Source organism: Mycobacterium sp. ITM-2016-00318, assembly GCF_002968285.2.
In the GTDB taxonomy this organism is placed as follows: domain Bacteria; phylum Actinomycetota; class Actinomycetes; order Mycobacteriales; family Mycobacteriaceae; genus Mycobacterium.
The window spans coordinates 4,291,779-4,311,828 of record NZ_CP134400.1 but is presented as its reverse complement, the minus strand read 5'-3'; the positions used below and the strand labels follow the sequence as shown (position 1 = coordinate 4,311,828).

The 20,050-nt window shown below is 64.8% G+C and carries 21 protein-coding genes and 1 tRNA gene; 16 read left to right on the top strand and 6 right to left on the bottom strand.

Translation table 11 applies throughout. From position 1 onward, the window contains the following. Positions 1–23 precede the first annotated feature (23 nt). The gene (locus C6A82_RS21090; protein ID WP_199193907.1) at positions 24–701 is read right to left on the bottom strand and encodes a hypothetical protein; all 678 of its coding nucleotides are present in this window, start codon (positions 699–701) and stop codon (positions 24–26) included. 142 nt (positions 702–843) lie between these two features. Here C6A82_RS21090 and C6A82_RS21085 point away from each other — a divergent pair. Further along, positions 844–917: transfer RNA gene (locus C6A82_RS21085), tRNA-Leu, on the top strand. A 183-nt stretch (positions 918–1,100) separates the two neighbouring features. On the opposite strand, the gene C6A82_RS21080 is transcribed toward C6A82_RS21085, so the two are convergent. Continuing rightward, positions 1,101–1,739 (bottom strand): cutinase family protein, encoded by a 639-nt coding sequence (locus C6A82_RS21080; protein WP_105347754.1) that lies wholly within the window; start codon positions 1,737–1,739, stop codon positions 1,101–1,103. A 117-nt stretch (positions 1,740–1,856) separates the two neighbouring features. Next, entirely contained in the window at positions 1,857–2,744 is an 888-nt protein-coding gene (locus C6A82_RS21075) for an Ig-like domain-containing protein (RefSeq protein WP_105347753.1), read from the bottom strand. 645 nt (positions 2,745–3,389) lie between these two features. Between C6A82_RS21075 and fucP the strand changes: the two genes are divergently transcribed. The 10 genes from fucP to C6A82_RS21025 all read left to right on the top strand — a co-directional run bounded on the left by fucP (position 3,390) and on the right by C6A82_RS21025 (position 12,883). Then, positions 3,390–4,721 (top strand): L-fucose:H+ symporter permease, encoded by a 1,332-nt coding sequence (gene fucP, locus C6A82_RS21070; protein WP_105347751.1) that lies wholly within the window; start codon positions 3,390–3,392, stop codon positions 4,719–4,721. Beyond that, positions 4,718–5,989, top strand: a complete 1,272-nt coding sequence (locus C6A82_RS21065; RefSeq protein ID WP_105347749.1) for an ABC transporter substrate-binding protein — start codon at positions 4,718–4,720, stop codon at positions 5,987–5,989. The genes fucP and C6A82_RS21065 overlap by 4 nt, the downstream gene beginning before the upstream one ends. Continuing rightward, positions 5,976–6,293 carry a putative quinol monooxygenase gene (locus C6A82_RS21060; RefSeq protein WP_199193906.1) on the top strand — a complete coding sequence of 106 codons (318 nt, stop codon included), beginning with the start codon at positions 5,976–5,978 and terminating at the stop codon, positions 6,291–6,293. Before C6A82_RS21065 ends, C6A82_RS21060 begins: the two co-directional genes overlap by 14 nt. A 22-nt stretch (positions 6,294–6,315) precedes the next feature. After that, a complete protein-coding gene (locus tag C6A82_RS21055) occupies positions 6,316–7,806 on the top strand; it encodes a mannitol dehydrogenase family protein (protein WP_105347745.1) in 1,491 nt (496 codons plus the stop codon). A gap of 362 nt (positions 7,807–8,168) precedes the next feature. After that, complete coding sequence (locus tag C6A82_RS21050) at positions 8,169–9,014, top strand: CDP-alcohol phosphatidyltransferase family protein (RefSeq protein WP_233217093.1); 846 nt, start codon at positions 8,169–8,171, stop codon at positions 9,012–9,014. Next, positions 9,011–9,640 (top strand): 1-acyl-sn-glycerol-3-phosphate acyltransferase, encoded by a 630-nt coding sequence (locus tag C6A82_RS21045; RefSeq protein WP_105347744.1) that lies wholly within the window; start codon positions 9,011–9,013, stop codon positions 9,638–9,640. The genes C6A82_RS21050 and C6A82_RS21045 overlap by 4 nt, the downstream gene beginning before the upstream one ends. 15 nt (positions 9,641–9,655) lie before the next feature. After that, the gene (locus C6A82_RS21040; RefSeq protein ID WP_105347742.1) at positions 9,656–10,564 is read left to right on the top strand and encodes a phosphatidate cytidylyltransferase; all 909 of its coding nucleotides are present in this window, start codon (positions 9,656–9,658) and stop codon (positions 10,562–10,564) included. Between the two features lie 12 nt (positions 10,565–10,576). Beyond that, complete coding sequence (locus C6A82_RS21035) at positions 10,577–11,191, top strand: ATP-binding cassette domain-containing protein (protein ID WP_233217092.1); 615 nt, start codon at positions 10,577–10,579, stop codon at positions 11,189–11,191. Continuing rightward, complete coding sequence (locus C6A82_RS21030; protein WP_233217091.1) at positions 11,188–12,405, top strand: ABC transporter permease; 1,218 nt, start codon at positions 11,188–11,190, stop codon at positions 12,403–12,405. Before C6A82_RS21035 ends, C6A82_RS21030 begins: the two co-directional genes overlap by 4 nt. A 55-nt stretch (positions 12,406–12,460) precedes the next feature. Beyond that, positions 12,461–12,883, top strand: a complete 423-nt coding sequence (locus C6A82_RS21025; protein WP_105347767.1) for a nitroreductase family deazaflavin-dependent oxidoreductase — start codon at positions 12,461–12,463, stop codon at positions 12,881–12,883. Positions 12,884–12,934: 51 nt separating this feature from the next. Here C6A82_RS21025 and C6A82_RS21020 read toward each other — a convergent pair whose 3' ends face one another. Beyond that, positions 12,935–13,228 (bottom strand): DUF4193 domain-containing protein, encoded by a 294-nt coding sequence (locus C6A82_RS21020; protein WP_105347741.1) that lies wholly within the window; start codon positions 13,226–13,228, stop codon positions 12,935–12,937. A gap of 319 nt (positions 13,229–13,547) precedes the next feature. Here C6A82_RS21020 and sodC point away from each other — a divergent pair, with 319 nt between their 5' ends. The 5 genes from sodC to C6A82_RS20995 all read left to right on the top strand — a co-directional run bounded on the left by sodC (position 13,548) and on the right by C6A82_RS20995 (position 18,063). After that, positions 13,548–14,384 (top strand): superoxide dismutase[Cu-Zn], encoded by an 837-nt coding sequence (gene sodC, locus C6A82_RS21015; protein ID WP_105347739.1) that lies wholly within the window; start codon positions 13,548–13,550, stop codon positions 14,382–14,384. 292 nt (positions 14,385–14,676) lie between these two features. Next, on the top strand, positions 14,677–15,261 hold the full coding sequence (locus C6A82_RS21010; RefSeq protein ID WP_105347738.1) for a carboxymuconolactone decarboxylase family protein: 585 nt from the start codon (positions 14,677–14,679) through the stop codon (positions 15,259–15,261). 322 nt (positions 15,262–15,583) lie between these two features. Then, positions 15,584–15,883 carry a hypothetical protein gene (locus tag C6A82_RS21005; protein ID WP_105347736.1) on the top strand — a complete coding sequence of 100 codons (300 nt, stop codon included), beginning with the start codon at positions 15,584–15,586 and terminating at the stop codon, positions 15,881–15,883. Positions 15,884–16,074: 191 nt separating this feature from the next. Beyond that, positions 16,075–17,007 carry an esterase family protein gene (locus tag C6A82_RS21000; RefSeq protein WP_105347766.1) on the top strand — a complete coding sequence of 311 codons (933 nt, stop codon included), beginning with the start codon at positions 16,075–16,077 and terminating at the stop codon, positions 17,005–17,007. Between the two features lie 207 nt (positions 17,008–17,214). After that, positions 17,215–18,063 (top strand): peptidoglycan-binding domain-containing protein, encoded by an 849-nt coding sequence (locus C6A82_RS20995; protein ID WP_105347735.1) that lies wholly within the window; start codon positions 17,215–17,217, stop codon positions 18,061–18,063. A 36-nt stretch (positions 18,064–18,099) separates the two neighbouring features. On the opposite strand, the gene C6A82_RS20990 is transcribed toward C6A82_RS20995, so the two are convergent. Together C6A82_RS20990 and C6A82_RS20985 are read right to left on the bottom strand one after the other, a co-directional pair. Beyond that, positions 18,100–18,855, bottom strand: coding sequence for a trypsin-like peptidase domain-containing protein (locus tag C6A82_RS20990; RefSeq protein ID WP_311101453.1), 756 nt, complete (start codon positions 18,853–18,855; stop codon positions 18,100–18,102). 10 nt (positions 18,856–18,865) lie between these two features. Continuing rightward, positions 18,866–19,885, bottom strand: a complete 1,020-nt coding sequence (locus C6A82_RS20985) for an NADP-dependent oxidoreductase (RefSeq protein ID WP_105347731.1) — start codon at positions 19,883–19,885, stop codon at positions 18,866–18,868. Positions 19,886–20,050: the final 165 nt, after the last annotated feature.

The window sequence follows — 20,050 nt, the reverse complement described above, 5'->3', positions numbered from 1 at the left end:
TTGGCGGGCTAGCGGCCGTCGCTCTACTTGGACCGTCCGAAGCGCCGCTTGGTTTTCGCGGGCGCCTGCGGCGTCTCCTGGAGCCACTCCTCCCACATCATTTCGGTGTTTTCCTGAACGGGACTGTTCGAGACTTGCCATCCCAACGTTTCGATCTGAACTGTGGCCCAGCGTATTAACGAGCCATCGGCGCCGAGTTCCTCTGCGAGGGCCACTCGCTGCTCATCGTCGAGGCTGTCGCTGAATGCCCCCATGACCTTCTTCAGGCGAAAATAAGGAACTGCACCGTCGAACTGCCTGCAGAGTTCGGTGAGTTCCCGCCGCGCTTGGCGAAGGAAGGTTGTCAGCTCTGCTTCGGCGTCGTCGGCGTCCTGTTGACTCGGGGTCGCGTCGGCTTGGGCCGGGTCGGGGGCCAACGGCTCGATCCCGGCGCGCTCCTGCAACTCGCGGTACTCGATGCGCAGTTTCTCGAGTTCCGCGGTCGCCTCCCCAGCTCTCTCGCGCCACCATCTGAGGTGGTACTCCACCACCCGCGCCTCACAGTCAGGACAGAACATGTCGGCGGGGTCCGGCTTGGGCAGAGCGGTCGAATCGGCGAGCGCCACACCGCACAGCGGGAGGTCATCCCGGGCGTTCAGATAATCCGCGTGGTGTACCACTGAAGCCGAGGGCTCCTGCAGATAACTGTGGGGCGGTTCCACTTCACGTAACTTAGTTGACGGGGTTAAGCAGCACGGGGGATCGCCGAACGTCAGTGGTCACGGGCGCTATTCGGCGCCGTTTCCGGTCCCGAGTCCGGGTTCGACGGCCGCCAGCAACGCGGTAGCGTGCTGTGCGACGACGGCCCCCATAGCCCAATTGGCAGAGGCAGCGGACTTAAAATCCGCACAGTCTGGGTTCGAGTCCCAGTGGGGGCACCTGGTCAGCGGGTGTTTTGCGTTCCATGGGCACCATTTGGACACACCTTTCATCGAACGCGTGCGCGGCCGAATCGAGGTCTACGGCAGCCGACCACCAGTGGTCATGCGATAACCCCGAAGCCATCGCGGTAGTTCTATGTTTCGCAGTCCTGCGTAAGAGTCGCGCGGTCGCTGGCCCGGCTAGAGCTTGCCCGCGATGAAGCTGGCGGCCTGCTCCACCAGTCCGGAGCCGAGGTATGAGGGCTGCAGATGCGACGGCCAATTCAAGCCTCTCCCACAGATGGGGTCGCCGTCCGCGCACTGGTCGATCGTCTTACCGGCAAAGGCGGGGGCCGGGCCGAGTCGCTTGGCGCCGTTACCGAACAACGCGACCGCTGCGATGTGCCGATTCATACTCGGCGGCATGCTCCTGGCTGCGAGATCAGCCGCCGTGGCACCCAGGGAATAGCCGCCGAGAACCATTCGGGTGTTCGGGCAACTTGCCGCCATGGATTGCACGTGGGCTCTCATATCGTCGGCGCCGGGGGCAACGGCTATGTCGGCGGGCCAGTTGACTCCATACACACCGACCGACAGCCTCGTATTGGCGCGCAGCGAGTTGACGAGTGCATCGCCGACTGCGCCGACGCCGGGTGGTTCTTGTCGGCCGCGAGCGAAAACCACTTCGGCATCGGGGCATGCCGCCGATGCCGACGGAATCAGCGGCGCGCTAGAAAAGGGCGTCGCTGCCGGGGCAATCACCAATGCGGCGGCGAGCGCCGCGGCGGCCGCCAGACCGAGGACACGGCGCGCGCATTGTGTTATCGCGACAGGCGTCATGACCCGATATCGGATTACTTGTGGCGTACGTTACGTCGCGCCCGGAGCTGCGGCGCAGGCGCGCCGCCGTGTTCACAACGTCCGAGAGGCCGGCGGCTTATGCGCCGCGCCCCTTGATCAGCTCTGCCAGTCGTTGGAGCCGTCGTTCCTGGTGTAGGTGCCGGTGGAATTCTTCACGACGATGGGATCACCTGCGCCGAAGTTGTCGTAGAACCACCTTGCGTTGGCGGGGCTGATGTTGATGCAGCCGTGACTGACGTTGCGCTTACCCTGGTCGCCCACCGACCATGGAGCGCTGTGTACGAAGTTGCCGCTGTCGTCGAACCGGACGGCTAGTTCGACGGTCGTCTTGTGCCCGTACGCCGAGTTGACCGGCACCCCGTAGGTCGAGGAATCCATCACCACCGAGGGCATCTTCTCTTGGACGTAGTAGGTGCCGTTTGCGGTTTGGTGGCCGCCGGCCGACATGCCCATCGACATCGGGATGGTCTTCTCCACGGTCCCGTTGCGGGTGACGGTCAGTTGGTGTGTGGCGTCGTCGGCCGTGGCCAGCAGCGTGTCTCCCGTACGGAAGCTGGACACCGTGCCGCCCGCATCGACGGTCACCGCGGTGTGGGCGGGCCAGAAGCTCAGCGGGCGCCAGCGCAGCTGCGTGGGCGTCTTCCAGTAGAACTTGCCGGGAACCGGCGGGACCGAAGAGACGTGGATGGCGCTTTCGGTTGCGCCGGCATCATCGACCAGTCCGGGGAAGTCGATGATGATCGGCTGGGCCACACCCACCGTTGAGCCGTTGGTGGGGGCGATCCTCGGCGGTCCGAATGGCGCCGTGCCGGTGAACGGTGTCGGGTCCTGCCCTGCGGCGGGACCTGCGACAACCCCGGGGTCGCCGGGAGCCGGATCCGCCAGCGCGGGACCTGCGCTGAGCACCAGCATCCAGCCCGATATCGAAGCCACTCCGGCCGCCTTAAGAGCGGTGGAGAGGCTTTTCTTCGTAAAGCCCGACATAAAACATCCCTCCAGTCACTTTCTCGAACCAGTCTCGCATAGCGCCCAGGCCAACTAACTCTTCCGCCGCCTGGCCCTCGCCAAGCCCTAGCTAACATCTCTTGTACGCGGCGTGTACGCGACCAGCGGCGATTTGTAGCCGCACCGGAGCCGTACCCGTACTGGTACGCGCAAATGGGGTGTCCTGCAAGCGATCGGTTCGAATCCGACTGCGGGGCACAGCATCAAGAATCGGGCCCCCGCCATCCCCGCAGGCAGCACGCCCGGTTTGCGCCGTATCGGTTCAGTTGCCGAGCCGTCTCGTTGGTGTCGCAACTCATGCACCACACTTACGGTTACCGGGGACGTGCGTGGGAATTATATTGCAGCACAACGAAAGTGAACATCCACGGATGCCGGCGGATGGGTTCGTAGGCACTTGAAACCCGCACAGTGTCGGTGCAAGTCCGGCTGGGGCACATCCCGCCCGACGCCACCCCCGACCCCTGGTCGGCGAAACGGTCGGCGAACCGGGGGCAAAGAAACAAAGGGCCACGTCAACCCACATGCTGAATTCGCTTCATCGGGGCTGACATCTGGGTAGCGTGATCCAGATCACAGTACGGTTTTGGGGCTGCGCTCCCGGCGGACAAGAGGCTGAAGACCATGACGACGACTGAGCACGCCGATCAACCCGCCGACGCACCCGACGCCGCCCCGGCGAAGGCCAGTTTGATCTATCCGGGGATGGGGCTGTTGTTCGTAGTCCTCATCAGTTGCTTCACCGCATGGGGCGTTGCCGCCGACCTCACCACGCCGATGGTCGCGGGTTTCAAGCGCATCTTCGAGATGAACACCTTCCAGGCCTCGCTCGTGCAGTTGGCGTACTTCGGCGCGTACTTCCTGCTGGCAATCCCCGCAGCGCTGATCAATCAGCGGTTCGGCTACAAGGCCGGACTCCTTTCCGGTGTGCTTCTCGCTGCGGCCGGCGCGATTGCGTTCTACCCGGCGAGCAAGATCATGACTTACGAGGCCTTCTTGGTCGCTCTGTTTGCGATCGCCGCCGGGTGCTCGATTCTCGAGACGTCCGCCAATCCCTACGTCCTTTCGCTCGGCCCGGAAGAAAGCGCGACCCGCCGGCTCAACTTCGCGCAGGCGTTCAACCCGGTCGGAACGAACATCGGTGTGCTGTTGGCCGCCACCCTCATCCTGCCGAAATTGGACGAGCCGGTGAACATGGCCAACGTGACTCCGGCCCAGGAGTCAGCCGTCCGCGCGGGCCAGTTGGGTGCGGTGATGGGTCCGTATCTCGGCCTCGGCTTCGTCCTCATCGCGATCGGGCTGGTGATCGCGATCAAGAAGTCCCCGCCCATCGTCGAGGAGTTTCCCGACGCTGACATGGAGGGCCAGTCACCGCTGAAGATCCTGATGTCGAACAAGCGTTACGTGTTTGGGGTCATCGCTCAGTTCTTCAATGTCGCGGCGCAGGTGTGCACGTGGACATTCCTGATCCAGTACTCGCAGCAGGCGCTGAACGGATCGCTCGAACTGGGAGGCTATCTCCTGCAGGTGAGCCTGATCGTGTTCCTCATATCGCGGTTCTTCATGACGTGGCTCATCGGGAAGATCCGCGCGACGAAGGTCCTCACGGTCCTCGCCTTGCTGGCTGTCGCACTGTGTGTGTTCGCGATGTTCTCGCCCAATGTGGCCGGGGTGGCCGCCGTCGTCGCGCTGTCCTTCTGCCTGTCCCTGATGTTCCCGACGATCTACGGCGTGGCTCTGCAAGGGCTCGGTCCGGCAACGAAGTTCGGCGCGGCGGGACTCGTGATGGCGATCGTCGGCGGGGCGATCATGCCTCTGGTTCAGGGCTTCCTGCTCGACGCGACGAGCCCGGCGATCTCCTTCATCGTTCCCGCCGCCTGCTTCGCCGTCGTCGCCTGTTTTGCCGTCTACGACCTGAAGGCGGCGCCCACCATGGTTAAGGAGCAGGCAGTATGAAGCGCTACTGGATCATCCTCTTGGTGGTCGTCCTCGCGGCATGCGGCGGTGGCGGGCAAAAGGGAAACTTCTCCGAGGCGACCGACCGGCTCGAGGTCGTGTCGTGGTGGGTGTCGCCCTCCGAACATCCCGCTTTCGAGGTGCTGCTCAACGCATTCAAGGCGGCGAATCCCGACGTGGAGACCGTCGACGGCACCATCGCCGGGGGCGGTGGCAGCAACGTTCAGGTCGCGCTTGCCGCGCGCCTGCAGGCCGGCGACCCCCCCGATGTGTGGCAGACATTCCTCGGAAGCTCGTTGCGCGCCTGGGTCAACGCCGACCGGATCGTCGACGTGTCCGGCGTGTACGAAAGCTCAGGTCTGGATCGGACCATGCCTCAGGCGTTGCTCGACGCGGCGACATACAGGGTCAAGGCATGGGGCGTGCCGACAGGGTCACACCGCGGGAACGTGTTGTGGTTCAACCAGCGGATGCTGCGGGACGCAGGCGTGAGGGCGCCCGGGCCCGGCTACACAACCGAGGCCTTCCAAGCAGATCTGGCGAAGGTGGCGGCAAGCGGCAAAACCGCGTTGTGCCTCGGCGGGAAGGACCGGTTCACCAAGACCGAGCTGTTCGAGAACACCCTGCTGGGTGTCGTCGGCACCGAAGGCTGGTCGCGGATTGGAGACGATTCGTTCGACTGGCGCGGAGCCCAACTGCGGCAGGCACTGACCCAGTTCGGCGACATCGTCTCCCTAGCCGATCCGGATGCCCCCGGTGTCACGTGGGACCAGGCCGCGAAAAAGATGGCCACCGGTCAGTGCGCCTTCCTGTCGATGAACGACTCCGTCTACGGCGAGCTCGTTGCGAATCAGGCCGTGGAAGGCGAGGACTTCGGCTACGTCGCATATCCCGGAACGTCGGGTTCCTACCTCGCGATCGTGGACACCTTCGTCGTGTCGGCCGACGCCGAGGACGGAGTGAATGCCATGAAGTTTCTGGAGACCATCGCCGACCCGAAGACATCGTTGGAGTTCAACAAGCTCAAAGGGTCGGTCCCGATCCGCGACGACGTTGACGTGGCATCGTTGCCTCCCTACCAGCGCCAGGCGTCGAAGTCGCTGTTCAGTGACAAGATTCTGCTGTCGATGACCCATGGTGAGGTCATGTCGACGAACTTCCAGCAGGCGCTCTACGACGCTGTGGCGTCCTATGCGAGCAGCAAGAACGCGGACGGGTTCATCGACACAATGCAGAACTCGATTGAGGTGCCAATTGTCGGACGATGATCGCGACGAGCACGATGGACCGCTGTACCTGGTGGTCACCATCAAACCGCGACTCGACCGCCTTGCAGAGGCCGAGGCCCAGCTGCAGTCGATGCGCAAGGACACGCTGACGGAGCCGGGTTGTGTGTTCATGCATTTCCTTCAGCCTCTAGATGATTCGGATACCTGGATGATGCTCGAGATGTTCCGTTCGCGTGCCGCGTGGGACGAACACATGCGTCAGCCCTACAACACCGAAGGCAACAAAATTCTCGAAGACCTGCTCCGCGAACCGTCCGACCTTCGGTTGCTTCGCGAGAAGTAAGCACTGTTCTGAAGGGTCCGCCATGACCGAGCTCAACGAGGGCACGCTTCCAACGTTGCCGTCCGATATCGCCACGCCCCCTTATGACCGAAACCAACTCAAACGCGGCATCGCCCATTTCGGTGTGGGCAATTTCCACCGCGCGCATCAGGCGTTCTACGTCGATCGGTGTCTGGCCCTGCCGAACCAAAGTGATTGGGGCATAGTCGGTATCGGCCTTGCCGGCGGCGAACGGGGCCGGACGAAGGCCGAGCGGTTCCGGTCCCAGGACTGTCTGTACTCGCTGACCATCGTGCCGGCCAAGGGCGATACGAGTGTGCGCGTGATCGGCGCCCAGCTCGATTACCTGCTCGCGCCAGAGCAGCCGGCCGAAGTGCTCGCGTTGCTGACCGACCCGGGCCTTCGGATCGTGACGCTGACCATCACCGAGGGCGGGTATCACGTCGATCCGGAATCGGGTGTCTTCGTCACCGACCATCCCGACGTTGCGCACGACCTGGCCGGCGAGGGTGATCCGCGCACGGTCTTCGGCTTTGTCACCGAGGCGTTGGCGCGGAGACGTTCCGCGGGGACGAAGCCGTTCACTGTGGTCTCATGTGACAACCTGCGCCACAACGGCGAGGTCGCGCGCGCCGCGTTCGTCGGTTTCGCCAGCGCACTGGACCAAGAACTCGGCGGATGGATCGATTCCAACGTGATGTTCCCGAACTCGCTTGTTGATCGCATCACGCCGTCGGTAACGGCGAAAGACGCGGAGCGTCTCAACGCGGCGAGCGGTCTGGCCGATCAGATCCCGCTCGTGGCAGAAGATTTCAGCCAGTGGGTGATCGAGGACCGCTTCACCGACGGCCGCCCGGCACTGCACGAGGTGGGTGTGCAATTCAGTGACGAGGTGAAGCTGTGGGAGCAGGTGAAGGTCCGCGTGCTCAACGCGGGCCATCTCACTCTGACCTACCCAGCCCTGCTGCTCGGCTGCCGCGAGGTGGCCGAGGCCATGCGCGACCCCCAGGTACCCGTGCTGCTGGACCGTTTTCTGGACAAGGTCGTGCTGCCGTTGCTCGAGGCGCCGCGCGATGTGAACCTGGCCGACTACAAGAACACAGTGCTCGAACGCTTCTCCAATGAAGCGATGCATGATCAGCTGACCCGCATCGCCTCCGACAGTGCATCCAAGGTGACGGTGTTCTTGACGAACACTATTCAGCAGGTGTTGGCGCGCGGCGCAGACCACCAGATCCCGGCGTTCATCCTCGCTGCCTGGAGCCGCGTGCTGCAGGGCGAGGATGACAACGGCAAGACCTTCGATGTAAGCGAACCGCGCCTCGATCAAGCCGCCCGTCGGCTGCTGATATCGGGCGATCCGCGTGAAGCGCTGGCTATCGAGCCGCTACTGGCCAGCGGCGCAGCCGAACACGAAGACTTCGTCGCCTGCTTCGAGCACTACCGGAAGGGCCTCGCGGAGCAGGGCGCCAACGCGATGCTGAAGGCCGTATTGGACGCCACTGCAGGGTGACACATGCGCGCGTGCCGCGACTGGCAGCCGAGGTGACCCTTGTTGCATTCACCGATGAATCGGCTGAGGTGACCGCGTAGATACTCGTCGTCAACGTGTGGGGCCCGATCAACAGCGTGCGCGCCGTGCTGCCTGACATGATCAGCCGTCGCCGGTGAATTCCTGCCGGCTCACCGCGACCTCGGTCGGGCCGAAGTCGCTGTCCGTCAATTGGGATCGGTAGCCGGTCGGCCTCGCTGTACTCATCGCACGCACCGCCACCAAGCGGGTCCCACAGGCTCGGCACGACACGAAAGGAGCCAGCCATGAATACGGACGTCGCTACTTATCACCCGGTCCCTTCGACTTCTCGTGGAACCCGCATGACCGGCCTTTACGCGTTGAAGCCGTGGTTCACCGGAAGGCTGGCTCCGATCATCGACACCGCTGTGGCCCGGCGAGTGTCTCCCGACGTCTTCACCGCCGCAGGTGTCGCCGCGGCCGGCGCTGCTGGCGCTGCCATCGCGTTCGGATGGTGGCCGCTGGCAGCGGTCTTCATGGTGCTCCGGCTGGCAGGCGCCAACCTCGACGGAGCGGTCGCTCGGGCCCGTGGGGTGAGCAGGCCATGGGGCTTCATCGTCAACGAACTCGGCGACCGCACCGCAGATCTGCTCGCCTTCGCAGGCCTGGCGGTCTGGGCGGCGCGGCAGCACGGCGGCCCCGGACTGAATTGGTTGTCCTGGCCGGTGCTTCAGGTCTTACTGGCCGCGCTCGCCGCGACGCTGCCGACATTCGCATCGTTGGCCGTCGCCGCGGCGGGCCTCACGCGTCGCAACGGCGGACCGCTCGGCAAGACCGAACGCTGCCTGTTCCTGGTACTGGCCACTGCATTCCCCGTCATCATGCCCATCCTGCTGATGCAGTTGGTGAACGGCTCCCTTCTAACCACTGTCCTGCGACTGCGGGCCGCGCACCGCGAGCTGAAGGCGCAGCGCGCGCAGGAGCTGCTGGGACGCGACATGCAGATCGAACCGACCGAGCGGGTCGCGCTGTTCGAGCAGTTCGATGCGATCACGCAGCCGTTCACCGCGGCTCACCAGCGTTTCAACGCCGTCACGCAGCGGTTCAGCACGGCCACCGGACCGTACGACGCGGCCACGCAGCGAATCAGCGCGGTCACCCAGCCGTTCAACGCCGTCACGCGGCCGATGGCGGAGATCGCGGCATGACCACCAATCGAATTGCGAGCGTGCTTCGGCACCGGCTCTGGCGGACGGTGTGCGCCGTCTCGGGCGGGCTGACCGTGACCGGACGTTGGAACGTTGAAGGCGGCTGCATCGTCGTCGCCAACCACGCTTCGCACGCCGACACCGCGGTGCTGGTGGCGGCGCTGCCGTCCACGGCCCGTCGTGTCTTCGGCGCGGCGGCCGACTACTGGTTCGACGTGCCGGTGCGGCGCTTCATCGCGACCTCGCTGATCGGAATACTGCCGGTGCGGCGCTCGGGCGAAAGCAACTACGACGCGCTACTCGCGGCCGCCGGCCGAGCGCTTCGCGCGGGACGGACCGTCGTCATCTACCCCGAGGGAACGCGCTCGACAGACGGCACCATCGGCGAATTCCGTTCCGGTGCACTGCGTCTGGCCCGTGAGTGCGGTGTCCCGATCGTTCCGGTGGCGATCATGGGGACTGCCGACGTGCTGCCGAAGGACGGACGCTTCTCAACCGCCCCGATGGAGGTCCGCCTCGGCGCGCCTGTCGATCCCCACACCACCTCCGCACCGCAACTGCGGGCGCAGGTGCTGGCACTGCGGGGCGGCGTCGTGGCCGATGACCGCTACGCGCTCGCGTCGTGAAACCGTTGGCCCGCAATGACACTCATCGACCACTACCTGTGGCTCCTTCACCTCGATCGGCGGATGTCGCTCAACATCGACGTGGGTCCGCTGCACGTTCACATGTACTCGCGTGCGGTGTTCCTGATGTGGGTCACGGTGGCGGTCCTCGCGGTCGCAGGCATCGCCGTCCTGGTCTCGCGCAAGCAGGAATTGGTCCAGAAATGGCGCACATGGGTGCTGATCGCACCCGCCGTCGGGCTCCCTGTCTGGCTCGGCCACGGCACGTCCGCGGCGTTGGCCGCGGCATTGGCCGTCGTCGCGGTGATCGAGTACGCGCGACTGGTCAAGCTCGGCCGGGCCGACACCTACGTGCTTGTGGTACTGGCCGTGGCATACCCGGTCGCGGCGTGGCTGCGCCCGTCGCTTCTTCAGTTCGCGCCGATCGTCGCGCTGCTGTGCGCGGTGCCCTCGGTGCTCGGGGGCGACGTCGAGAACGGCGCCAAGCGCACCGCGTTCACCGCGTTCGGATCGGTCTGGATCTGCTGGTCGCTTTCCCACCTCGTCATGGTCTGGCCGGACGCCTACCTGCTGTGCTTCGCCGTCGCGGCCACCGACGTCGCGGCCTGGTGTGGCGGAAAAGGGTTGCGCCGCATGCGATGGGCGCGCAGGCCGCTGTCGCCGCTGAGTCCCAACAAGACGATCGGCGGGCTTGTCGGCGCTATCATCGGCGCGTTCCTGATCCTCAGTCTCCTGGGTACCATCTCGATCGGGCTGCTCATCGCTGTCTCCATCGGCGGCCTGTTCGGTGACCTGCTCGAGTCCATGCTCAAGCGGCAGGCCCAGGTCAAGGACGCCGGTGACTGGCTGCCCGGCTTCGGCGGCCTACTCGACCGCATCGACTCACTGCTGGTTGTCCTCCCACTCGCATACTTCCTCGGATGAGAGAGATCTGAAATGAACAACGACAAGCCCACAGCGCCGACCACCCTGCAGCATCGGGCCGACGACGCGTCGAACGCCACGACTATGCGCGCCCGTTGGCGACTCCCAGCAGAGCCGTTCGGGTCGATTCCGATCGGTCGGACCGTCGAACGTTCGGATCGCGCCCGGCCCGCGAGGACCGGTGGCCTGGAAGTGCGAGACGTAACCCTCGTCGTCGACGAGGAAAACATTCTGCTGGAACGGGTTTCGTTCGCGGCGCGCCCCGGCACGTTGACCGCGGTGATCGGTCCTTCGGGTGCGGGCAAGTCGACGCTGGCCAAAGTCGTCGCCGGCGCCGAACGGCCGACCAGCGGGACGGTGTCGTTCGAGGCACGGAGCGTGCACTTTGTGCGCGGCCAGATCGGGATGGTGCCTCAGGGCGATATCGTGCACAGCCGACTCTCCGTCGCTCGGGCACTGCAGTTCGCGGCGGAACTCCGGATGCCCGCCGACACCACCGCAAGCGACCGCGGGCGGGTGATCGCAACGGTGCTCGAGGAACTCGAGCTGACACCTCATGCCGGCACTCGCATCGACAAGTTGTCGGGCGGCCAGCGCAAACGCGTGTCGGTGGCGATGGATTGTTGACCAGCCCTTCCCTGTTGGTGCTCGACGAGCCGACGACGGGGCTGGATCCCGCGCTTGACCGCTCCGTGATGGAGATGCTGCGCCGTCTGGCCGACGCGGGCCGCGTGATCGTGGTCGTGACGCACTCGTTGACGTTTCTGGACGTGTGCGACCAGGTGCTGTTGCTCGCACCCGGCGGCAAGACTGTTTTCTGCGGACCACCCGAGGAGCTCAATTCCTCTCTGGAAGCATCGGATTGGGCTGACATCTTCACGAAGGTGTGCGCCGATCCAGACGGTCTGCACCGACGGTTCATGCAGGGGCGAGGCTCCCAGGACGCGGACAGCGTACGCCGTGTCGCGCCCGTTGCGCCGACGGTCGAACCGACAGGTTCAGGCGTGTGGCGGCAGGTGTCGACGGTCGCACGTCGCCAAGTCCGCCTGCTCATGGCCAACCGCGGCTATCTCGCCTTCCTCGCCGTGTTGCCGTTCATCGTCGGGCTGCTGCCGCTGACCGTCACCGGCCATGCAGGCCTTGGCCACATGCCATCGCTTGGCGCACCACCATTCGAAGCAAAGCACATCGTCGCATTGACGAGCTTCGCGGCGATCCTGATGGGAACCACACTGACCGTTCGCGATCTGATCGGCGAACGCGCTGTCTTCCGTCGCGAACAGGCGGCGGGATTGTCGGCGTCGGCATACCTGCTCGCGAAGACGATCGTCTTCAGCGCGGTCGCGGTGATGCAATCTGCGATTCTCGTTCTGATCGTCACGGCGCCTGCGATCGGGAAGCCTGGGCCGTCGGGTGCAGTGGTTTTCGGCAGCCCGGTCTTCGAATTGTTCGTCGGTGTCGCGGCGACGTGCGTAGTGGCGGTCGTTCTGGGGCTTGCGATTTCGGCTCTAGCGCGGACCGGCGATCAGGTCATCGTGCTGTTGGCGATGACGCTGATGGCGCAACTGGTCCTCGCGGGCGGCTTCATCCCGGTGACGGACCGACCACTGATGGAGGTCCTTGCGTGGCTCACGCCGGGACGATGGGGCTTCGCGGCATCTGCGTCGACGGCCGATCTGACCAACCTCGTCGCGGGGATTGCGGACGATTCGCACTGGCAGCACACCACGTCGGCCTGGCTCGTCAACATGGCCATGTTGGGAGTGCTTGCCATGCTTTTCGCCGGCGTCACCCGGTGGCGCCTCAGACGGTTGAGGCGAGCGATCCCACTCACCGGATGAAATCGAATCGGCTGCAATCCGGAATAAAGTCTCGGTGGCCGACGTTTGGTCGGTCGTGACTGACCAACCACAGCTGAGCCCGACCGACTGGGTCCGCGACCAGACGCAACGCATTCTCGAGCAGGGCACCACCGATGGCGTAGAAATCCTCGATCGCCCAGTGGTTCTGTTCACCACCACCGGCGCCAAGTCCGGCAAGAAGCGCTATGTGCCGCTGATGCGCGTCGAGGAGGGCGGGAGGTACGCCATGGTCGCCTCCAAGGGCGGCGACCCTGAGCACCCGGCGTGGTACCACAACGTCAAAGCCGATCCAGCGGTCACCGTTCAGGACGGCGACACGGTCGCGCCCATGACGGCTCGCGAGCTCGACGGAGCCGAACGTGACCATTGGTGGGCATTGGCCGTCGAGGCCTACCCGCCCTACGCGGAGTATCAGACCAAGACGGATCGGTTGATCCCAGTCTTCGTAGTTGAGTAGTTCGCTAAATCTACGGTCCGCCCCGCATGAGCGGACCGTGCACTCACACCGTCACACGCAGTCGACGCACACCTGCTGGTCACCGCGCTGAAGCGCAATCCGGTTGCGGTGCTGCACCAGGAAGCACGACGAGCAGGTGAATTCGTTTGCCTGCCGGGGAATCACCCGGACCGATAGCTCCTCGGCGATATCGGCGTCGGGCAAGTCGAATGAATCGACCGCCTCGTCCTCGTCGATCACCGCCGTATCGACCGCGGCCCGCCGCGTGGCGGTCAGTTCCTCGAGCGACTCTTCGGCCGTGTCGTCGGCGTTCTTGGTGCGTGGGGCGTCATAGTCCGTAGCCATGAGGGGTCCTCCCTTTCAGGTCCGTCGCAGAGGCAACGCCGCGAGTCCCCACGCTGTTCCCCGAACGACGCGATTTGAACCATGAACGTCAATTTGTTCACGATGACGTCTTTTCGCTCTCGAAGGCGCCGACGTCAGTCCGCGCCGGAGTACCGGCGCTAGCGTGGATGTCGCCATGACGCCCGCAGCGAATATCTGCCGGACCCGGAGTCGCGCAGACCATTCAGCTCACATGGCCGTTGCGGCGCTCGGGGGTTGAGGGGCTTGCGCACTGCGGCGCACTGCGGATATGTACCAAATTTGAGGGTACCCGACCGTGATGTTGAACCGCACAACTGCCGCCGTTGCCATGCTCGCTGCACCAATCGCTGTTTTGGCGGGGTGTAGCAACAGTCAGACGGGCAACGATCAGGCCAGTGAATCATCGGCGACGACATCCAAAGCCGGCTCGCAGACCATCAAGGCCGGGTTGAAAACAGGCGATGGTACGGCGGTTGCCAACGCCACGATAGATTTCACCGACGGGTTCGCGACCGTGACGGTCGAAACGACCGGAAACAGCAAGCTTTCTCCGGGCAGCCACGGAATGCACATCCATTCCGTGGGCAGGTGCGAGGCGAACTCGGTCGCCCCGACCGGCGGTTCGGCCGGGGATTTCAACTCGGCCGGCGGCCATTTACAGGTCGGAGGGCGCACCGAACATCCGGCGAGCGGCGACCTGACACCTCTGAACATCCGCTCCGACGGCTCCGGCAGGGTCGTCGCCACGACAGACGCCTTCACCGCGGATGAATTGAAGGGTCCCGAGGGAAGTGCGCTGATCATCCACGAGGGTCCGGACAACTTCGCCAACATCCCGCAGCGGTACACGCACGACGGCGTGCCAGGCCCCGACGCCGAGACCATGGCGACCGGTGACTCCGGTGCACGGGTAGCATGTGCTGTTCTCGCCCCCGCAACCACTGCGGCCTCGACTTCCGTTTCGACCAGCACGTCGACGGTGACGGAGACAACCGGTGTTCCCGCCCCGCCTCCCGCCACCAGTGCAACCACAACGTCGACGCCGTCATCGACCAGTACCACCACCACCACCACGACTCCGTCGACATCGACGACCACCACGACGTCTGAACCGGCCCCGGCCCCTGGCGGATAACGCACGAAATACCGCAGAGCGTGATGTGTTCCATCTGGCAGAAATGGGTGCAGGGCACATAATTCACTCCCAGGACTTTCCCTACGTCGTCCGCGACAATGTGTCCGAATTCCTCGAGCAGGCGGATTCAACCGAGGATGAGCGCAGATGAGCGCAGTGCGATCGCCTATCGGAACGCCGAGAAACTCATGCGGATCTAGTCGCCGAGCTCTGCAGGAACATCCCGGCAGCTGCTCGAAGGGTGAACGCCCACGGGTATACCCTCGCATCGAACTCGCCGATCGGAGGACCCATGGCCCGCATCCAAGCGTCCGATGCCTTCGCGGCGATACCGACGACAGACCTCGGGCAGGGCGACCGCATCAACCTCGGCGTCGCAGGGATCATGTCCCGTCTGCCCGACGTCGCGGCCGCCGTCGGGGGACTCACCAACGCCGTTCGTGAGAGCGGAGCACTGTCGCCGCGGTTGATGGAACTGGTTCGGCTGCGGATCGCGTTCCACAACCAGTGCCGCAGCTGTATGTCGATCCGGTATCAGAGCGCCATCGACGACGGCCTCGGCGAAGACGCGGTCTGCTCGCTCGAGCGGCCTGCCGAGGCGCCGGGCCTGACCGACGCCGAACGGGGGGCGCTGCGGTTCGCCGACCTGTTCGCCACCAATCACCTTGCGATCGACGACGCGGTGTACGACGACCTGCGGAATCACTTCAGTGAGGACCAACTCGTCGCGCTGGGCATGCACTGTGCGTTGTGCGTCGGGCTGGGCCGCCTCGCGGCGACGTGGCACGTTGTCGAGGATCTGCCTGATGTGTTCCGCGGGGAGAGCGATACGCCGTTGGCGCCCTGGAGCGCTGACTCCGTCGTCGCGTCTGGCTAGGGAACGTCGCGCGAGCACCGATACCGAATAGTCGTCGGTGTTGGGGTCGAACGCAGTCCTCGTCTATCCAGCGGCGCCGTTCGGGTCTTTCCCTACTGGACTCGTCTTGATGACAGCGGATCTCGCAGGATCGTTGACCGAAACCGATGCGACTGGAACCGGCCGAGTCAGAGTTGGTCAGGCGGACGCGCAAAGCGAGGGCGATCTACCTGCAATCTCCACGGAATCTCCATCCGACCTCCAAGCGCTGACCTGCCTGCTGGCAGCAGCATGAAGTCGTCAACCAAGAGCGAGCGTGGGCTCGCCCGAACAAAGGTTTCCCATGAAGAAGATCACCAGCACCGCCCTCATCGGCGCCGGTCTCGCGGTCGCGGCGCTCTCGCTGGCCGGTACGGCCAATGCCGAGTCGGCCGCGATCACCATCGGCCAACTCGAGGCGCAGGGCTTCGACGTCAAGATCGATCGCCTCGGCAGCGCGCCGCTCAACCAGTGCGAGGTCACCGGCGTCCGCAATCCGCGGGAGCGCACCGAACTCGTGCGGGTGGGCGACCGCGGCGACCGCGACTTCATCCCCGTGGTGGTCGACCGCACCGTCACGGTCTCGCTCGACTGCTCGCGCTGAGGCGACCTCACGATCTAAGAACGTGTGCATAACAAGCCGATCACGCGCGGCGCTGCATCGCCGGGCCTGTCGTGTGCCGTTGCTAACTTGCGCGAAGGCGAGCCCGAAACGGATGAGGTGTGGCGGTGGTGGCGGAACGCGTGGTAAGCAGATCCTTCCGGGCATGGTCATATGCGGTGGCAGTGGCGTCGATGACGCTATTGGTCTCGGCGATCGGCCTAACTCAAGCGCCGAACGCTGCGTCGTATTCGCGCGAAGGGCTTCCGGTCGAGTATCTCCAGGTGCCGTCGGGGTCCATGGGGCACGACATCAAGGTGCAATTCCAGGGCGGTGGCCCGCACGCGGTCTATCTGCTGGACGGTCTGCGCGCGCAGGAGGATGCCAGCGGCTGGGACGTCAACACCGGCGCATTTGAATGGTTCTATCAATCGGGAATCTCGGTCGTCATGCCGGTCGGCGGTCAGTCCAGCTTCTATACCGACTGGTATCAGCCGGCCACCGGCAGCTCAGGTACGCAGACATACAAGTGGGAGACGTTCCTGACGCAGGAGCTGCCCATGTGGCTGGCCGCGAACAAGGGCCAGGATCCGTCAAACAATGCCGTTGTGGGCCTGTCGATGTCGGGTAGTGCGGCGTTGACTTTGGCGATCTGGCACCCGGCTCAGTTCATCTTCGCCGGTTCGCTTTCGGGCTATCTCAATCCATCGTCGGGCCTGTGGCCGACGCTGATCGGGCTGTCGATGAAGGATGCCGGTGGCTTCAACGCACAGAACATGTGGGGGCCCACCAGCGACCCGGCGTGGCGCCGCAACGACCCGATGGTCAACATCAACACATTGGTGGCCAACCGGACTGCCATGTGGATCTACTGCGGTAACGGCGGCGTGTCTGATCTCGACGCGAACGACGGGAACTTCGGTACCCAGTTCAGTGCCCAGTACCTGGAGAACATCACGCTGCAGACGAACAAGCAGTTCGAGCAGAAGTACGTCGCCGCGGGTGGCCGCAACGCGATCTTCAAATTCCCCGAAAACGGCACTCACAGTTGGGGTTACTGGGGCTCGCAGTTGCAAGAGATGAAGCCCGACCTGCTGCGCGTCCTTGGGGTCCAACAGCAAGCCTGACGTCAAGCCATCGGGTGGCCGATCCTGTGGCTAATGACGGAGCGGTTGCCTGCACGCGAGAACAGCGGGCGTCTGCCTGAATACCCCCGCGACGTCCCTGCCAGCGGAACCAACTGGCCGAAGTTCGGCAAACAAGCTGCACGCCAGTGTTTTTCGCGGTGTCGGCGAATGCAAGTGACTGTCAGCTAGCCGTCGTACCATCCTGTTATGGCACAGACACAGATCTGGACCGGTGACCCCGTGTGGATAGCCGACGTGCTGCGCGCCGGGGGCGTCAAGCTCGTCGAGTTCCCCGGCTGGCAGAACCGCGGACACGGGAACTTCAAGGACATCCGCGGCGTGATGGTGCACCACACCGGATCCGACAATGCGACCGCGGCGTCGATCGCCAACGGTCGCCGAGATCTGGCGGGGCCGCTGTCGCAGCTGCACATCGCGCGTGACGGCACGGTCACGGTGGTGGCGGTCGGCGTCGCGTGGCATGCCGGCGTCGGCATGTACCCGTGGCTTCCGACCAACATGGGTAACTGGCACTTGATCGGCATCGAATGCGCCAACAGCGGTACCAGCCCGACGGCTCGGCATCGCACGAATTGGCCGGACGCGCAATATTTTTCGTTGGTGAACACCTGCGCCGCCCTGAATCGCCGGCTGTCGCAGACGTCGGCCCGCACCATCGGACACAAGGAGTACGCCGGTCGGGCGCAGGGGAAGTGGGATCCCGGCGCGATCGATATGGACATCTTGCGCGCCGACATCCAGGCCCGTATCGGAACCCAGTCGGATACCGCGCCGACACCCCGGCCGCCGGTCCCCGTCGGCGTGTACGCCGATGTCCTGCTTTTCCGCGGTTCGGAGGGGCCGCAGGTCGCCGAACTCCAGCGTCAACTGGGTGTCACGGTCGACGGCGATTTCGGGCCGCAGACCGAAGCCGCGGTCAGGGCCTTTCAGCGGCGCACACCGGGACTGAAGGTCGACGGCATCGTCGGACCGGCGACCGCGGCCGCCTTGCGGCTGAACGCGCTGCCGCCCGGCGCAGCACTGCTCGTCGGATGAGGCGTCGTAGGCGCCGGTTGCCCGGAGGCCCGCGCCTCAGTAGACGCACTCTCCGGTATCCGTCGCCTGCGTCGCGTCCGCTTTCGCCATCTGCGGCGCGACCTGCGCGGCGGTCATCGCGAATCCCGTCGTGGTGTCCGTGGTCTCCGCGCCGAAGTACACACCGAGAACTTGGCCGTTGAGGTCGACGACGGCGCTACCGCTAGAACCCGCGTCCGGAAACGAGCCGATGAGGATGTACACCTGCCGCGTGATCGTCGTCGCCCGGTAGATATCCGGGCCTTCGATATCGGTGACCTCCCGGATCGTGGCAGGGGAGGCCTTGAACGCCGTGGCTCCGGGAAAGCCGAGCACCAGCGTGTCAACGCCGGCGCCCGCGGTGTATTCGGCGAACTTCAGCGGTCGAGCCGCCAACTCCGGCACGTCGAGAACCGCGATGTCTGCCCGGGGATCGAAGGAGATGACGTGTGCCTCGAGTGTTTCCGTCGTCGTGTCGACCATGAATGCCTCGGCACCTGCTACCACGTGAGCATTTGTCATCACTTTGTGTGGGGCGACCACGAAACCGCTTCCCTCGCTGACCTTCAGGCAGCTTTCCGATTCCCCGTGCACTTTCACCACACTGGGGCGGGCGTTCGCGACCAGTTCGTCCGACGAGACCGCCGACGTGGGAGTCGCCGATGCGGAGCGTTCGCGCGCCAACCGGTGCAGCGTCTCGCCGAATCCGCTGCAACCACCGATCAGGGCCGTCAGGGCCACGATCGACGCTGCGACACGTGCCCGCTTCACCACTGTCACATTCCTAGATCGGCGTCGGATCGCTGACTTTCACCAGCATCTTGCCGATGTTGGCTCCGGTGAAAAGGCCGTTGAGCGCGTCGACGCAGGACTCGAGGCCATCGAAAACCGTCTGTCGGTGCGCCAGCAGCCCCTGCTGCTCCCAGCCGCTCAGGGCGGTGAAGGCTTCCTCGAAACGACCCCACTCGTCGAGCGCGTTGAACCCTTGCATCGTCGCGGTCTTCGCCAGCAGGTTCACGTAGTTTGCGGGTCCCGGGTGCTCGCCGGTGAGATAGCTGGAGATGACACCGCACAGCACGACACGGGCTTTGGGCGCAAGCCGGCCCAGCACCGCGTCCAGGATCGGGCCACCCACATTGTCGAAGTAGACGTTCACGCCTGCGGGGCAGTGCTGTTTGAGCGCTGCGCGCAAGTCATCGTTCTTGTAGTCGATGCACGCGTCGAACCCGAAGTCCTCGACGACCGCCCGGCATTTCTCCGGCCCACCCGCAATCCCGACCACCCGGGCGCCGGCGATCCGCGCGATTTGACCCGCGACCGAACCCGTGGCACCTGCCGCCGCTGAGACGACGACCGTCTCCCCGGGCTGTGGTCTGCCGACGCCGGTCATCCCGAAATACGCCGTGGCGCCGGTCGGGCCGTAGACCGACATGACCGCGAGCTGGTCCGTGTAGCCCTCGACTGGCGTCGCGAAGATGTCGTCGCGGATGATCACGTAATCCTGGAATCCGGTCAGCGTGGTGACGACGTCGCCCACGGCGTAGGCCGCGCAGCGCGACGCCACCACCTCACCAATTCCCGCCGCGCGGATCACCTCACCGAGTTGGACAGGCGGGAGGTAGCCCGGCTGGTCGTCCAGCCAGGTCCGGACCGCTGCGTCCATGCCGATATAAGTGGTGCGCAGCAGCGCCTCGCCCTCGCCAGGCTCGGGTGCGGGTGCAATGACCTGCTCGGTGTCCTCGGGTTTGACCAGCCCGACGGGGCGGCGGCGAAGCAGGATCTGGCGGTTAGTCAGGTCGGCCACGACGCCGAAACTAGCGAACCTGAAGGCCGTCGGGAGCGGCTACGCGTCAATGTGGCCAGCGCGGATTTGGACAAATAGTTGCGAGCAAACCGTTTAAGTCGCAGAATTCACATGAGCCACATATCACTGGCTCGGCGCGCGGGGGCGTGGAACTGCAATTAAAGC

What these genes read in the sequence shown, in the direction of transcription:
- C6A82_RS21080 (WP_105347754.1), bottom strand. Translation starts at nt 1,739, where the DNA reads ATGACGCCTGTCGCGATAACACAATGCGCGCGCCGTGTCCTCGGTCTG.
- C6A82_RS21075 (WP_105347753.1), bottom strand. Translation starts at nt 2,744, where the DNA reads ATGTCGGGCTTTACGAAGAAAAGCCTCTCCACCGCTCTTAAGGCGGCC.
- fucP (WP_105347751.1), top strand. Translation starts at nt 3,390, where the DNA reads ATGACGACGACTGAGCACGCCGATCAACCCGCCGACGCACCCGACGCC.
- C6A82_RS21065 (WP_105347749.1), top strand. Translation starts at nt 4,718, where the DNA reads ATGAAGCGCTACTGGATCATCCTCTTGGTGGTCGTCCTCGCGGCATGC.
- C6A82_RS21055 (WP_105347745.1), top strand. Translation starts at nt 6,316, where the DNA reads ATGACCGAGCTCAACGAGGGCACGCTTCCAACGTTGCCGTCCGATATC.
- C6A82_RS21050 (WP_233217093.1), top strand. Translation starts at nt 8,169, where the DNA reads ATGACCGGCCTTTACGCGTTGAAGCCGTGGTTCACCGGAAGGCTGGCT.
- C6A82_RS21045 (WP_105347744.1), top strand. Translation starts at nt 9,011, where the DNA reads ATGACCACCAATCGAATTGCGAGCGTGCTTCGGCACCGGCTCTGGCGG.
- C6A82_RS21040 (WP_105347742.1), top strand. Translation starts at nt 9,656, where the DNA reads ATGACACTCATCGACCACTACCTGTGGCTCCTTCACCTCGATCGGCGG.
- C6A82_RS21035 (WP_233217092.1), top strand. Translation starts at nt 10,577, where the DNA reads ATGAACAACGACAAGCCCACAGCGCCGACCACCCTGCAGCATCGGGCC.
- C6A82_RS21020 (WP_105347741.1), bottom strand. Translation starts at nt 13,228, where the DNA reads ATGGCTACGGACTATGACGCCCCACGCACCAAGAACGCCGACGACACG.
- sodC (WP_105347739.1), top strand. Translation starts at nt 13,548, where the DNA reads ATGTTGAACCGCACAACTGCCGCCGTTGCCATGCTCGCTGCACCAATC.
- C6A82_RS21010 (WP_105347738.1), top strand. Translation starts at nt 14,677, where the DNA reads ATGGCCCGCATCCAAGCGTCCGATGCCTTCGCGGCGATACCGACGACA.
- C6A82_RS21005 (WP_105347736.1), top strand. Translation starts at nt 15,584, where the DNA reads ATGAAGAAGATCACCAGCACCGCCCTCATCGGCGCCGGTCTCGCGGTC.
- C6A82_RS21000 (WP_105347766.1), top strand. Translation starts at nt 16,075, where the DNA reads ATGACGCTATTGGTCTCGGCGATCGGCCTAACTCAAGCGCCGAACGCT.
- C6A82_RS20995 (WP_105347735.1), top strand. Translation starts at nt 17,215, where the DNA reads ATGGCACAGACACAGATCTGGACCGGTGACCCCGTGTGGATAGCCGAC.